The organism is Seinonella peptonophila (genome assembly GCF_900129355.1).
In the GTDB taxonomy this organism is placed as follows: Bacteria; Bacillota; Bacilli; order Thermoactinomycetales; family Thermoactinomycetaceae; genus Seinonella; species Seinonella peptonophila.
In genome coordinates, this window is record NZ_FQVL01000003.1 from 223,463 (window position 1) to 238,696 (window position 15,234).

The 15,234-nt window shown below is 40.8% G+C and carries 11 protein-coding genes and 1 tRNA gene; 9 read left to right on the forward strand and 3 right to left on the reverse strand.

The genetic code is table 11. The features are described from left to right. Positions 1-122 precede the first annotated feature (122 nt). Positions 123-1,151, reverse strand: a complete 1,029-nt coding sequence (locus BUB71_RS07910; RefSeq protein WP_073154302.1) for a LytTR family transcriptional regulator DNA-binding domain-containing protein — start codon at positions 1,149-1,151, stop codon at positions 123-125. 310 nt (positions 1,152-1,461) lie between these two features. Between BUB71_RS07910 and BUB71_RS07915 the strand changes: the two genes are divergently transcribed. Both BUB71_RS07915 and BUB71_RS07925 read left to right on the forward strand, forming a co-directional pair. Further along, positions 1,462-2,040: a hypothetical protein gene (locus BUB71_RS07915; protein WP_073154303.1), complete on the forward strand. Its 579-nt coding sequence runs from the start codon at positions 1,462-1,464 to the stop codon at positions 2,038-2,040. A gap of 461 nt (positions 2,041-2,501) precedes the next feature. Beyond that, entirely contained in the window at positions 2,502-3,131 is a 630-nt protein-coding gene (locus BUB71_RS07925) for an NAD(P)-dependent oxidoreductase (RefSeq protein WP_073154305.1), read from the forward strand. Between the two features lie 332 nt (positions 3,132-3,463). On the opposite strand, the gene BUB71_RS19520 is transcribed toward BUB71_RS07925, so the two are convergent. Next, positions 3,464-3,898, reverse strand: coding sequence for a hypothetical protein (locus BUB71_RS19520; protein ID WP_175552317.1), 435 nt, complete (start codon positions 3,896-3,898; stop codon positions 3,464-3,466). A gap of 194 nt (positions 3,899-4,092) precedes the next feature. Beyond that, positions 4,093-4,177: transfer RNA gene (locus tag BUB71_RS07935), tRNA-Leu, on the reverse strand. A gap of 456 nt (positions 4,178-4,633) precedes the next feature. On the opposite strand from BUB71_RS07935, the gene BUB71_RS07940 reads away from it, so the two are divergent. The 7 genes from BUB71_RS07940 (at position 4,634) to BUB71_RS07970 (ending at position 15,229) form a co-directional block, all read left to right on the forward strand. Beyond that, a complete protein-coding gene (locus tag BUB71_RS07940) occupies positions 4,634-9,142 on the forward strand; it encodes a glutamate synthase-related protein (protein ID WP_073154306.1) in 4,509 nt (1,502 codons plus the stop codon). Between the two features lie 162 nt (positions 9,143-9,304). Beyond that, positions 9,305-9,673, forward strand: coding sequence for a hypothetical protein (locus tag BUB71_RS07945; RefSeq protein ID WP_073154307.1), 369 nt, complete (start codon positions 9,305-9,307; stop codon positions 9,671-9,673). Between the two features lie 195 nt (positions 9,674-9,868). Continuing rightward, positions 9,869-10,867: a beta-ketoacyl-ACP synthase III gene (locus tag BUB71_RS07950; RefSeq protein WP_073154308.1), complete on the forward strand. Its 999-nt coding sequence runs from the start codon at positions 9,869-9,871 to the stop codon at positions 10,865-10,867. After that, a complete protein-coding gene (locus BUB71_RS07955) occupies positions 10,857-12,032 on the forward strand; it encodes an ATP-grasp domain-containing protein (protein WP_073154309.1) in 1,176 nt (391 codons plus the stop codon). The genes BUB71_RS07950 and BUB71_RS07955 overlap by 11 nt, the downstream gene beginning before the upstream one ends. Further along, the gene (locus BUB71_RS07960; RefSeq protein ID WP_073154310.1) at positions 12,029-13,021 is read left to right on the forward strand and encodes an NAD-dependent epimerase/dehydratase family protein; all 993 of its coding nucleotides are present in this window, start codon (positions 12,029-12,031) and stop codon (positions 13,019-13,021) included. The genes BUB71_RS07955 and BUB71_RS07960 overlap by 4 nt, the downstream gene beginning before the upstream one ends. Continuing rightward, positions 13,018-13,860, forward strand: a complete 843-nt coding sequence (locus BUB71_RS07965) for an MBL fold metallo-hydrolase (RefSeq protein WP_084731280.1) — start codon at positions 13,018-13,020, stop codon at positions 13,858-13,860. The genes BUB71_RS07960 and BUB71_RS07965 overlap by 4 nt, the downstream gene beginning before the upstream one ends. Positions 13,861-13,876: 16 nt before the next feature. Next, positions 13,877-15,229, forward strand: a complete 1,353-nt coding sequence (locus tag BUB71_RS07970; RefSeq protein WP_073154311.1) for a F390 synthetase-related protein — start codon at positions 13,877-13,879, stop codon at positions 15,227-15,229. Positions 15,230-15,234 lie beyond the last annotated feature (5 nt).

Below are 15,234 nucleotides of genomic sequence, written 5' to 3' on the forward strand. Positions count from 1 at the left end.
CATCATAAACGAGCTGAAAAGAACGCTACATAAGCTAATCGGCGTAAAATCACATCTAAAAGGAGTATATCAGGCAGTCAGTGGAGCAAAAAAAAGGGGCTTACTTTACCACTGAAGCTCAGCTAGATTCCGATCAGTCGCTTCAATTCCTCCATATTTCCTTTAGAAAGAGGGACTTCGCTCCGGTTTGGATCATCCAAAATCAAACTATAACTATTTCTCGTCCATTTGATAATTTCGCGTACCCTTTGCAAATTTACAATATAAGAACGATGGCAACGGAAAAAACCAAACGTTTTTAACTGCCCTTCTAATTCGTTTAGCCTGAGATCACATAAAAACTTATCTGATTTTACATGGAGATAGACTTTCCCTTCTATACTCTCCACATAATTAATTTCTAATGGATCAAATAATAAAATTTTATCTTTTACTTTTGCTGGGATTTTAACAAATGAGCCAACAGGAAAATGTATATCTACATTTTCTTCATCAGAATCTTGCGTATCTGTTTCATTTTCAATGTTTAACTTTTTAAATTGCTGTTCATCCAAAAGATATACATCGTCAGTAATAGCTAATGCATCCTCTACCAATGATGTAGTTACCAAAAGAGCTTTTCCTTCTTTAAGTAGCTGATCAAACATCTTTCGAATGATGTGACGAGTCTCTAAATCAACCTTATATTCTGGATCTTCCAACACTAGCAATATTGGGTCATTGACCAAACACCGCGCTAGATGAACTCTTCTCTTCTCCGAATTATTTAGTTTTCTAATTATTTTATGCTGCAGGGATTCTAAGCCCATTAATTGCATTAATGAATAGATTTCTCTTCCATTCGTATATAATCCTCGAAAAAAATGCAAATACTCACTAACCGTTAATCGGCTATATAATTGATCTGTTAAAAGAAAACGTCCTATTTGATGCCACTTTTTCATATCAGGGTGCAACCGCTCTCCTTGGAAAAAAACCTCGCCTTCAGATGCCCGATTTAAGCCGAGGACAATCTGCAAAAATAAGGTTCCTAAATCCCCTCTTGTCCGTATCATGACACATTGAGAAGGTTCTACCTGCAAATGCACGGGTGATAGCAAAGTGGCGTTTCGATCCTGTTTGATAATACCGCTGATTTCCAGAAGTGCCATTCGATCGCCTCTTTAATTATTTTCAATCTCATCATACAGTAAATGAAATGCAAAATAAAAAAGCATAATCATATAAATTTCATTAATAAACAACTTTTAAGCCATCTCAATTGCTATTGGAAACTCAAAAACAAAATACTTTATAAGATATTAGCAAGAAAAGCAATCTGATAGAAGTGATTATGAATGATGGGCATTCAGAAGGGTATATGATCTGAAACCGGCATCCATCAACATTGATCCATAACAACCACTAAGAGAGAATATAGATATAGTTGATTTACAAAATGTCTAAAAGGTGGTTTTCTGTATGAATACTAAAGAAACGATAGCAACGGCTGGGTTTATAGTAGCAGGAGACCTTAATTTTAGCGTAAGAGAAATTAATGCAGTGAACAAATGGTTAAAAAGCGCATTCAAGCAATTAGATGACTTGCGTACAAAAAAAGAGGTTGGAAAGATTTCTGACGAGGAACAACAGGCGATTCGACAAAAAATAAATGAACAAGCAAAACAAGTCATGTTTTACTGCGATAGACGTAAAAATGATAAAGAATTGATAAATGAGCTGGATATGAACCAACTAGCAGCATATGAGCAATTATTCAAAGATTTAGAATCAAACACAGAAAACGCTGACTTGAGCAGAGATGTCTCGGATCTACGAGATGTGATAAAAGGAATAAAAAAAGTACTCACAAAACCTATCGAACAGTATAAACAGCAAACCCGCGAAGATCTCTATCTAAAGCTCCTAGCTTCTAGACAAAACCCCAAAAAAGAAAAATGGATCAATTTGTTCTTCGAAAGAGCAAAAGATGGGGCCAGCAGAGTGCTAGAAAGAATTGTCGATATCAGTAAACGAAAAGCGAAAAGATCTCCCGAATAAAGCTGTACCCCATATCTTAAGGTATGGGGTACGCTTCTAGTATCGATTCAATAATTGAATTCAAATCTGTTTCGCCCATTCATGTTTATGTCCCAGGTTCTCCAAACAGATTCTGCCCATACAAGCCTGTGTTGGGTAAATCCGAGATAATCACGAAAACGGTCATACAGAAAGAAAAAAATGTAAATGATGCGGATATAAACGAATTCAAAGGGACTTCATACTCTTTGATTATGGACATGTATGGGGACCCCAATATCTTGGTTTCCCTATTGAAAACCTTGTTAGAAAATCGGGATCATGTGATTGAGGATGTTGTGTTCTCAATAGTTGGAGAAGAGACGTTACGAGATTTGCTAAAGGAATTAACCCAAAGGAAAGAAGTATACCATGAAAAGGTTTACTACAGAATCTCATTGCATTTTGTGCCTTGAACAATGCTAAAAGGAATGAGTGTTACGATGAATATTGTAATTTTCGGCGCATCAGGTGCTACTGGACATGAACTGGTCAAGCAGGCGTTAGCACAGGGACATAATGTGACCGCATTCGTGCGCAATCCGTCGAAGCTGCAACTTCAACACGATCAGTTAAATTTCATTCAAGGAAATGTGACCGACTACGCCTCGATCGAACGTGCCATACAGGGGCAGGATGCGGTATTTTGCGCACTTGGCGCTTCTTCTCCTTTGAGAAGAGATCCAGCTCTGATTAAAGGTGTTGGCAATATTACGGTAGCGATGAAGAGGCACCGCGTAAACCGGTTCATTTATTTGTCTTTCCTAGGTGTGAAGGAAGGACGTAAGGGATTAGGTTTTTTTGTTAAATACATCGTTGTTCAATTGCTCCGCAATGTCGTTGCTGACCATGAGGATAAGGAACGAATTGTAAAGAACAGCAATCTAGACTGGACGATCGTTCGTCCTCCCAGATTGACAAATGGCCCCCATACAGGCGGATACAGAAGTGGGGAAACAATTGATCAGCGATCCTTCATCCTAACGATTTCACGTGCGGATCTAGCCGATTTCATGCTTAAGCAGTTGTCTGACACGAGCAATGTAGGCAAGGCGCCGCGTGTCATGTATTGAAATTTTCAAACCATGTAGGAAATTCATCTCTGCAAGAGTTAGTTGGAGCGTAAGCTATGTAGAATTATTCAAAAAATGCACAGCCCGAATAGGGTAGTGACACATGCCCATCAAGCTAAAAACAAAATCGTCCCCCAAAACGGGAAAAACAACCTATTCTTTCTTTAGATCGTAAAAAGGAAGGTTGGCTTGTTTTTTGTGAATGTATCCATCAAAGACGGGTAATAACTAAATATATAAATCGCAATAAACGATTTTATTTTCCAATAATCAAAAAAGTGAGCTTTTGCTCACTACAAAAGAAACAGATATCGTATCTTCCCTCTATTATCTTAACTATCCCAAGATGACCAATCTTGCTGTTGTTGCTGATAATCAGCTTGTTGCTGTTGCTGTTGTTGCTGCTCTGCTTGTTGTCGCTGATACTCAGCTTGTTGTTGCTGCTGTTGTTGTTGCTCCGCTTGTTGTCGCTGATATTCAGCTTGTTGTTGCTGCTGTTGCTGCTCCGCTTGTTGTCGCTGATATTCAGCTTGTTGTTGCTGCTGTTGTTGCTCCGCTTGTTGTCGCTGATATTCAGCTTGTTGTTGCTGCTGTTGTTGCTCCGCTTGTTGTCGCTGATACTCAGTTTGTTGCTGCTGCTGTTGTTGCTGATACCCGGCTTGTTGTCGCTCATACTCAGCTTGTTGCTTTTGTTGTTGCTCCGCTTTCCGACGTTTTTCTTCCTCTTGCTGCTGACGACGTCTCCGTTTTTCATCCCGCGTTGCCATGAAGATATCCTCTCCTTTGATTGAGATATATCATTTGTCAGTTCTATTCGATTATAACATGTATTCATATAATTTACCCTAGACTGGACAATGCGGATTTATAAAGGAAACTTTCTAATTTGTAAGTTCATATAAAGATGAGTGAAACAAAAAAGAGCCTCCCTAGTTGAGAGACTCTTTTCACTATAAATCTTTGGTGCCGAAGGTGGGAGTCGAACCCACACACCCAAAGGTACACGATTTTGAGTCGTGCGCGTCTGCCAATTCCGCCACTTCGGCATGACGACAAGTAATAATCTATCATATATAGTCAGAGTTGTCAATCCATTTTTTCATGAATATTTATGCATAATCTTGTTTGTAAATTGTAAGCGTTTTCTAGCTTGCATTCATTAGATTCCTTTATTTATATAGATTATTCAAAAATAGCATCATGTACCAATATGAATAAAAATAGTCCTAAAGACTTGTCTAAATAGATATTACATGGTATTTTTGTTATACTGCATATTTTTACCCTCTGAAAGCTTTTGTATATCCTCTACTTATTTTGTTCTTTTTCTATTCATCGTGTCACATGAATCTTCGGATTGTAAGGGTTTAACCCTCAATCGAATGAGCGTTCGTTCTATTTCATTTCACTTATCTTTTTGCTCACGATGCGATCACCACATAGAGAAGGAAGAGGGTTCATTTCAATTCTATATAATTTTATACGGAGGTGAAGGTCGACAGATGACCCTTTCATTAAAGCGTAGAAAAGAAATTGGGCGTTTTCGTAACTTAACCGCTGAAGAACATGATAGCTGTGGAATCATCGCCATCATTGAGAAAGATGGACAGGCAAAACGGCAAAATATGCTAGATACGATTGAAGCTTTAATCAGCCTTGAACATCGTTCTGGTTTTATCAATGGTGAAGGTGATGGCTGCGGGATTCTTACTGACATTCCTCGAGATATCTGGGAAAAACGTCTAGAAAGCGCTGGATATGAAGCAGGAATTGCTAGTGATCCTCGCTTTGCTGTCGCCCACATCTTCGTACCCAAACACGAACATACATCAGTGTCAACCATTCAATCAGATTTACGTGCCTACCTGATTTCAGAAGGTGTCCAAATTCTTGATGAGCAACTAGATCAGGTAAACCATCATGCATTAGGTAAAAACGGGCGTAAAGATGAGCCACATTTTTGGCAGATTGCTTGCCTTGGAAAGCATGCAAATGCGCAATTAGAGGCACAATTGTTCAAATGGACAGTTACAATGGAAAAACTTCATCCGGTGCATGTGGCTTCCTTTAGTACTCAGACCGCTGTTTACAAACTGATGGGTGCTGCAAGTGTACTGCCAAAGTATTACCACGATCTTGCCGATGAATCCTTTCAATCCTTGGCTACTATCGGTCATAACCGATACTCGACCAACACACTTTCAAATTTCTACCGCGTTCAACCCTTCTCATTACTCGGTCATAATGGCGAAATCAATACAATTTCTAAGTTGCGTGAAGAAGCAACAATGGTCGGTGTCGAGTTACCCGAAGGCGGTAGCGACTCCCAAGATGTAAACCGTCTACTTGAAACACTCATTCACCAATATCAATTTTCATTATTTGAAGCATTAGAGCTCGTCTTTCCACCTATTATTAACGAGATTAAGCACCTTCCAGAACATTTACGAGACCTTTATATGTATTATCGACAAACATGGGGTCCATTTGCCCAAGGTCCTGCTGGGATCATCTCTCGCTACGGAAACGAATGTGCTTTTCGAGTCGATGCACTAGGTTTACGTCCACTTTGGAAAGTAGAGACACAGCGATCTTTATATTTCAGTTCTGAACAAGGCGTAATCCCCGTTCATGAAATGATCGCAGAGCCAAAACCACTTGCTCCAGGTGAATCGGTTGGCGTCCGTTTAGTACCTCAAGCGAAGGTTTTGACTCACGACCAATTTCAACAAACCGTATATGACCGTACCAAAAAGCGAGCAACTTTTCAAGATTTTAAACAATTTATTTTAACAGATAGAGGATTTGGAAGTATTCAAGAGGTAACCCCAGCATCTGAAGCCTATTATGCTGCTTTTGGCTGGGATCGCGAACAAGTACAAATGGTCGAAGATATGGCAAGCAATGGAGTCGACCCTATTCGCTCGCTTGGACATGATGCCCCACTTGCTGCCCTAGCAAAAGTAAGACAAAATGTAGCTGATTATATCAAAGAGAGTGTAGCTGTCGTAACCAATCCAGCAATTGACCGTGAACGGGAAATGGAGCATTTCTCAACCCGTGTCGTACTGGGTGCCCGTCCTTCACTTGATGGTTCACCTGCTATCAAACTAAGACTCGAGCTCCCTTCTCCAATTATTGTCGAAGGAAAACAGGCACAAGAAGTCTGTGCTGATCATAGCACGCTCTCATATGAGGAGTTAATTGGACGTTTTGAAGTACATCAACAAATTGTCACTTTCCCCCTTTCTTATACACGGGGAACTTCCTATCAAAAGCGACTAGAAGAACTAGCCAATGAAGCAATCGAAGCAGTACGTTCTGGCAAAGTATTATTAATTTTGGATGATGAATCTTTCCTAGAAGAAGATCAACTCTATCTTGATCCACATCTAGCGATTGCGGCAGTTGATCAAGCTTTAAAAAATGCAGACGTACATGGTGGGGAGCAAAACCTTCGTCGTCAGGCAAACTTACTGATTCGCTCCAACGCGCTTCGAAACTTACATGATATTGCGCTAGCGATTGGTTTAGGTGCTGATGTGATCTCGCCTCATCTAATGTTTCGTACCATTTTAGGCAAAGAAGGAAAATCTGCATCCAACCTTTTTGATGCTATTCGAAAAGGACTGGAGAAAATTATCTCCACAATAGGCATTCATGAATTACGGGGATATGCCCGTTTATTCTCCTCCATTGGGCTTTCAGAAGAGGTTGCCAATTTACTAGGGATTGTGAATTATGCTGGTTCAAAAGATAAAGGCTTAACCTGGCAAAAACTCGAAACAGATGCAGAAGCGAGAAAAGCAGACTTTATTAATGAAAAAGCTCGCTCAGCACGGCTTTTCCACCTTTGGCCACGAATTTGGAAGCCAATTGGGCAAGTGGCTAATGGCACATTATCTTATGAAGAATTTGCTGAGAAAATCGAGAAATTTGAGCAAGAAAATCCGACCAGCCTACGTCATCTAGCCGATCTGCGCTTTGCAAACGATTCATCGATTGACCCTACTGAAGTAGACCTTTCTGTCGGTGATCATGATCTTCCCATGGTGATCAGCTCGATGTCCTTTGGTTCACAAGGCGAAGTCGCCTTCCGCGCATATGCGGAGGCTGCTGATCAGCTTAATATGGTGAGTCTGAACGGTGAAGGTGGAGAAATCAAGGATATGCTTGGCAAATATCCACGTACACGCGGTCATCAGATTGCTTCAGGACGATTTGGGGTAAACGTTGAACTGGCCAACTCCGCCAATATTCTTGAAATTAAGATTGGGCAAGGAGCAAAGCCTGGTGAAGGTGGACATCTACCAGGTAAGAAAGTCTCCGAGAAAGTAGCAGCAGCACGGAATGCAACGCCTGGAAGTGACTTGATCTCACCTTCTAATAACCATGACATCTATTCAATTGAAGATTTGGCGCAAATCATCACGGAGTTAAAGACTGCTAATCCGCGGGCGAAGATTATAGTGAAAGTACCCATTGTGCCAAACATCGGCACGATTGCAGTTGGAATCGCGAAAGCAGGGGCACATATTATTACGCTGAGTGGCTTTGACGGCGGTACAGGAGCAGCACGTATTCATGCCTTACAACATGTGGGTTTACCTGCTGAAGTAGGAGTCAAAGCAGCACACCACGCTCTGTTAGAAGCAGGGATTCGTGACCAAGTGGAAATCTGGGCAGATGGTGGTCAGAAAAGCGCACTTGATGCCGTGAAAATGATGTTACTCGGTGCCAATCGAATTGGTTTTGCGACATTGGCGATGATTGCGATTGGTTGTACATCATGTAAAGGCTGTCATCTTGACACTTGTCATGTAGGGATTGCAACACAGATCGAAACGAAGGAACAGGCAGATGCTCATGGACTTCGCCGCTTCGTTCCAAGGCAACCAGAACCAGCCGTCGAATATCTCAAACGATTATTCTCAACCTTTGGAGAAGAGATCAAACGATTGACAGCAAAACTTGGGTTTAACCGTACACAAGATTTGGTTGGTCGTAGTGATCTATTAGAACAAGTGCGCGAATTAGACCGCGTTGATCTCCAAGATTTGCTGGCTCTCTCTCCCTATCCTTGGCATAATGAAGCACGTCAAGTTGTGGAACCAACATCGTCTCAAGAGTTGTTAGTGGCAGTAGGTGCTGAAGAGATCCGGCTTGATCAACAATTTGAAAACCCAACTCCCGAAATCCTTACAGGAATCAATAACACACATCGCGTTATGATTAGTAATATTTCTGGTGCTCGTGTAAAAGATCGTCTTGATGGAAGTTATCGGTCATTACCAGAGATGCAGTTTTCCTTAGTAAATGGCTCGATACCAGGGAACGGTTTTGCTAGCTTCCACTCTGATGGTATTCGTGTAACTGTCCAAGGTGGAGCCCAAGATGGTGTAGGTAAGACTGCATTTGGCGGACAAGTTTCTATCTTGAAATCAATCAGCGGCAATAAAAAGCAATTAAATGGCTCTGTGGGAAAAAGCTTCTGTTATGGGGCACAAAAGGGTCTGTTTATGGTTCAAGGTGACGCAGATTCCCGTGCAGGTATCCGTCTTTCAGGCGCAGATGTCATCATTGGCGGCGAAGTCAAGCAACCAATCAATGATCGGCTTGGGATGATTGCCAGTCGTGCCAATATTAAAGGGTTTGCTTTTGAATATATGACAGATGGTCGTGCCGTGGTACTCGGTGATCCAGGCCCTTGGATTTGCTCTGGTATGACAGGAGGAGTTGTCTATCTCCGCTACCAGCCTGAAATGGGCTTAACACATGAAGCACTGCGTAATCGAATTGCAAAAGCAGCAAAAGTTTCCTTAGAACCACTTAATGAGAAAGGTCACAACGATTTACTTGAGCTGCTGGGTATCTATCAAGAAGAATTGATTGGTGGAGGGCAATACGCTGCTGCACAACGTGTAAAAAACCTCCTGCGAAATGTGTCTCAGCATTTTGTGCAAGTCGTACCTGTCAAACAACAAGCTGATCCAGACATCTCTACAGAATAATTACAAGTTCATTTTGATTCTAATGGCTGCTATAATGGCAGCCTTTTTTATTTTGGTTTTAAAAGACGATAACATGTTTAATGATCTGAACCATAGGCTATTGTATAAAAAGAACCAACTCGAACAGACTAAAGCAAAATACTTCGATAAGGAGTTGGACTTATGTTAACGGTTCGTCGCTTTGTACAGTTATGCTGTATTTTTCTTTTAATACTACCCATCGCCTGTCAACGCTTTGAGTCACCAAAAGAACAAACTGGTTTGGATAAAGATAGTCACTCCTATACCAATGTAGGATATCCTGCCAGTAAGATGATTCAAGCAGTCCAGTCAATCCGTGGTGTAAAGCGTGTGACTACTCATTACGATGGGAAACGAATCACGATGCACGTTTATGTAACTGTGCCCAAAGCTTATTTTAATAGCATGAGACGAGCTGTTAAAGATCGTGTTAATCAAGTTGCGCCACTAAATCCCGTTCATGTAATCATTCAACCATACAAACAACAATCTTCAACAAAAACCAAATGAGCAAATGCAATAAGTACCGGGTGATGGTGCTCGGACAGCCGATATAATTGAAAATGAAAATACTATAAGTTCTGGCTAAACAATATTTCTCTTACGTATGTTGATTTGCAAAAAGCTTGCTTCATTCTATTGACTGCACCAATAAATATCTTCATAATTTAAATACTAACAGAGATAGAAATTGGTGGTATCAACATGAAACGTAAGGTACGAATTTTAGGGACAGGTGCTTATCTGCCAGAACGAGAAGTTTCAGCCCTCGAGATTGATACACGATTGGGAACAAAACCTGGCTGGGTAGAAAAAAAGTCAGGGGTTTTAACACGTCGATTTGTAGGGACTGAAACAGCCGCCTGGATGGGTGCAAAAGCGGCCGAAATGGCATTGGAGCATGCTAAAGTAACCCTAGATGAGATCGATTGTATTGTTTCGGCCAGCGGTACAGTGGAACAAGCTATCCCTTGTACAGCTTCACTTATTTATCATCATCTAGACCCTTCACATATGAAAATTCCGGCTTTCGATTTTAATGCAACTTGTCTGAGCTTTGTTGCCGCTTTTGATCATTTGTCATACCTTATTTCGGCAGGTCGTTATCAAAATATTTTATTGGTATCAAGCGAAATCGCTTCCATCGGGTTAAATTGGAAACAAAAAGAAAGCTCATCCCTTTTTGGTGATGGTGCTGCGGCAGTTGTGATCGGTCCCAGTTCAAAGCAGGACGCTTCACATATTATGTCTTCACGTATGGAAACATACCCCCAAGGTGTTCATACAACTGAAATTCGAGGTGGCGGAACAAAACATCATCCCCGCACTTATAAAGGCGAGGTTAATTGGGAAGATTTTTTATTTGATATGGATGGGGAAGCTGTATTTCGCCTAACTGCTAAATTTTTACCTGATTTCGTAAAACGATTATTTACTGACACTAGTAAAACGCTTCAAGAAGTAGATTTGGTTATCCCTCATCAAGCAAGCGTGATGGCAATGAAATTAATTCAACGTAGACTGAAGCTTACAGAAGGGCAAATGATGATGATCGCTCCTCAATATGGAAATATGATTGCCGCTTCAATCCCATTTGCCCTACATCTAGCGATTCAATCAGGACAGTTGCAACGTGATCAAACCAGTCTACTACTAGGCACCTCAGCAGGTCTTTCCTTTGGAGGCATCCTTTTTGTCTACTAAACGAATTATGCTAACAGGAGGAAGAGCCCCTGCTACTCTCGATTTAGCGCGTTTGCTTGCTACTGTAGGTCATATCGTCATGGTGGCAGAAAGTCAAGCTCCTCATCTTTGTCAATATTCTCGCGCTGTTGCAAAATCTTTTCAGCTCCCTGCTCCACGGTTTGCAACTGAAGCATATATTTCCAAACTAGTACAAATTTTAATCGACGAAGAAATTGACATCTTTATTCCAACTTGTGAAGAGATTTTTTATATTGCACAATTCTTAAATCAATTTCCTACTACATGCAAAGTTTGGTGCGAACCGATCAGCCGATTACAAACACTCCATAATAAACATCAATTCTTTCAGCTAGTCCAATCATTAGGACTAAAGACTCCCTATACCGTGCAGATTCGTTCACGAAAAGAGTTAGAACAAACCATCGAGCATTGGACCCATGGTGATCAAATTGTTCTCAAACCTACCTACTCACGCTTTGGAACGAAAACATATATTCAATCCAGTCAAACATTGATTGACAAAGCGATTCAGCCTTCTCTAAAAAATCCCTGGTTGGTTCAGCAATGGATTGACGGTCAACAATTTTGCACTTATAGTGTTTCATCAAATGGAAAAATATTAGCCCATGCTGATTACTTTACTGAATTTACAGCTGGTGCAGGCGCCACGATTGCTTTTACGCCAGTTATGAATCGCGAAATAGAGGAACAAATTCAATATCTTCTATCATCGCTCAAACTAACAGGGCATTTTGGATTCGATTGGATCGTCTCAAAAGAGGGAAAATGGTATTTGATTGAGTGCAATCCACGTTTAACAAGTGGCATTCATCTCTTTACTGCTCAAGAGAGGATTGATCGTATTTTCTGTGGAGAACAGACGATGCAAATATGCTATCCACAATTATCTACCCAACGATCACTCAAACTCGCCATGTGGAGTTATGGACTAGCGCAAGCGTGTCGCTCTCCCAAGCATTTTCAACATTGGCTCAAAGCAATGTGGCGCAGCAAAGATACACTATTTCGCTTATCCGACCCTGCTCCTTTATGGGGACAAATACGATGTCTTTTTTCCTTATACCGTAAGAGCAGTCAACAAAAGCTCCCCATATTGGATACTTCAACTTATGATATAGAATGGAATGGTGACAACAGATGAAAGCATTAGTAACCGGTGCTACTGGTTTTTTGGGGCAAAAGTTGGTAAACCGCCTCAAACAAAACGGTTACATAATTACCGCGACCGGTCGAAATCATGAGATTGGTAAACAACTAGCTGATCAACAAGTTCAATTTATTGCAGCAAATCTAGATGACCAAACGAAAATGGAATCGCTCTGTCAAAATCAAGAAATGATCTTTCATTGTGGGGCTCGTTCTGCACCATGGGGAGATTATGAAGGGTTTTACCAAAGCAATGTTCTAGGTACGCGCTATCTTCTTCAAGGTGCTTTAAAGCACCATGTAAAACGGTTTATACATGTATCGACTCCTAGCATCTATTTCCAATTTGAAGATCGCTTTCAGATTAAGGAAAATGATCCTCTGCCTACAAAAAAGGTAAATGCCTATGCAGAAACCAAATGGCTTGCCGAACAAGAAGTTGATCAAGTCTGGAAAGAGCATCAGCTCCCAACGATAACCATTCGACCACGAGCTATTTTTGGACCTGGCGATCAGACAATCATCCCTCGCTTGCTTCGTATACATGAGCGAGGCTCCATTCCTCTGATTGAGGGCGGGCAAGTAGAACTAGATATTACTTATGTGGAAAATGTGGTCGATGCGTTACTCCTTTGTGCCAGCGCACCCGAAAGTTGCTTTGGGAAAAAGTACAATATTACAAATGGTGAACCGAAGTTGTTGATCGATTTACTTCAACTTCTCTTTCAACGTCTTGGTGAGCCTTTACGCACAAGGGAAATCCCCTTTTCAACCGCTTACCGTTTTGCTAGACTTTTTGAATGGGCTTATCGCCTTTTTCGACATAATAGTGAACCGCCGATTACCCGCTATACAATTGGAGTGATTGGCAAGAGTCAAACGCTAGACATAGCGGCAGCAAAAGAAGAACTGGGTTATCATCCGAACATTTCAATCGAAGAAGGGATTGATCTATTTATCAGATGGTGGAAAAATAAATTATGATCCAAGTGCGATGGCATCTATTACATGGTGGTTCTTGTGTTCAGTATGAGAAAATGGTTTTCCCTAAGGAGAGAGGATTACGAAAAAAAATCTTCCCTTCTTTATTCTCACTTATTGAACATCCGACATATGGTCCGATATTATTTGATACAGGGTATTCTGCTCACTTCCTACAAGCAACAAAACAATTTCCCAATCGACTCTATTCATTAGTTACACCTGTTTCGTTTTCTGCTGAACAGTCAGCTCTGGTTCAAGTCGAACGACTCGGTTTTCAGGCAAAAGAGATTGGGACGATCATCCTTTCACATTTACATGCAGATCATATAGCAGGATTAAAAGACTTTTCAAATGCGTCTATCTGGGTTCACCGCAGTGCTTGGTCAAGTATCCAGTTGAAAAGTAAATTGGCAGCATTACGAATGGGCTTTTTACCTGATTTGCTTCCTGATACGATTGAAGATCGCTTGCAATTGATCGATGCAACATTCCAGATCCAACTTCCTGCTGAATATGCTCCGTTTAAACAAGGTTATGATTTATTGGGAGATGGCAGCCTAATCGCGGTTGATCTACCAGGTCACGCGCATGGGCAAATTGGACTTTTGATTCAAACATTTGATCATGGTATGGTTTTCTTAATTGCAGATTGTTGTTGGGATCGAGCATCGTATGAAAAAATTCTTTATCCTCATCGTTTGACAAGAATTTTACATGCCAATCATACTGCTTATATCAATAGTTTACATATGGTGAATCAATTTGCAGTTCAACATCCTCAAGCAGAGATTGTCCCTTCTCATTGTCAGTCAACCTGGATGAAAATTAGCGCGAATTGAAAGAGGTCAACTTAGTATGGTCAGGCTTTCTATATTTTTAAAGCAGTATCTTATAACAAAATATCGCCGGCAGTTTCCATCTCGAGAAGCATTAGAACAATGGCAAAAAAAACAGGTACATACTTTTTTACAACAAATCGTTCCTCAATCACCATTTTACGCACAGCTATATGATCAACATTCATTAGCCACTTGGGAAGAGCTACCTATTATCGATAAAGAAGTGATGATGGAACACTTCAATCAGTTGAATACAAAAGGAATCATACGTGAAGAAGCATTTCAATTCGCTTTAGAAGCAGAAAAATCACGTAACTTCACCACAAAACTAAAGCAGGTCACAATAGGACTCTCTTCTGGAACGTCAGGAAATCGCGGATTGTTCTTGGTTAGTGATCAAGAGCAAATCCGCTGGGCTGCAGCTATGATCGCGAAAGTATTGACAGAACCTATATGGAAAAAACAGCAAGTCGCTCTTTTCTTACGGGCAAACAGTAATCTCTATACTAGCCTTCAAAGAGGGCCTATTCAATTTCAATTTTTTGATATGATTCAACCACTGACAGAACATCTCGTTCCACTTTCAGACTATCAACCGACAATTCTGATTGCCCCACCTTCTTATTTGCGATTTTTAGCAGAAGAAATGATACAAGGTCGTCTTTCTATTCAGCCAAAGAAAGTGATCTCAGTGGCTGAAGTTCTAGAACCACTAGATCAAAAAGTGATAGAAGAAGCATTTCAACAGACCATTCATCAAATCTACCAAGCAACAGAAGGCTTTTTGGGTGTCACTTGTGAACATGGTACAATTCATCTTAATGAAGATTTAATTGCAATTCAGAAAGAATATCTAGATGAAGCAAAACAACGCTTCTCGCCGATTATTACTGATTTTTCACGTACTACACAACCGATCCTCCGTTATCGTCTAAATGATATCTTAACTGAGCGGTCAGACTCATGTCCTTGCGGATCGCCCATGCTTGCTGTACAAAAAATCGAAGGTCGCTGTGATGATATATTACCCTTTCCTACCAACAATCGAAATTATCGTATGATCTTTCCCGACTTTATACGTCGAGCGCTGATCACGGCTAGCACTGATATTTTAGAATATCTAGTCATTCAACATAGCCCAACACAACTTGAAATCTCCATACGAACTGATTCGGGCAAAGCAGATGAAACGAGCCGTGCTGTGGTACAAGCGATTCGCCAATTATGCCATGAACAACAATGTCAAATACCTGACATCCTCTTTACACCTTATCGTCGAACACCTTCTATCAACAAATTACGTCGAGTAGAGCGGCGATTTCCTTTACCTGACCCTAATCAAAATACTAGATCATTCGACTTTCACTAGGGAGG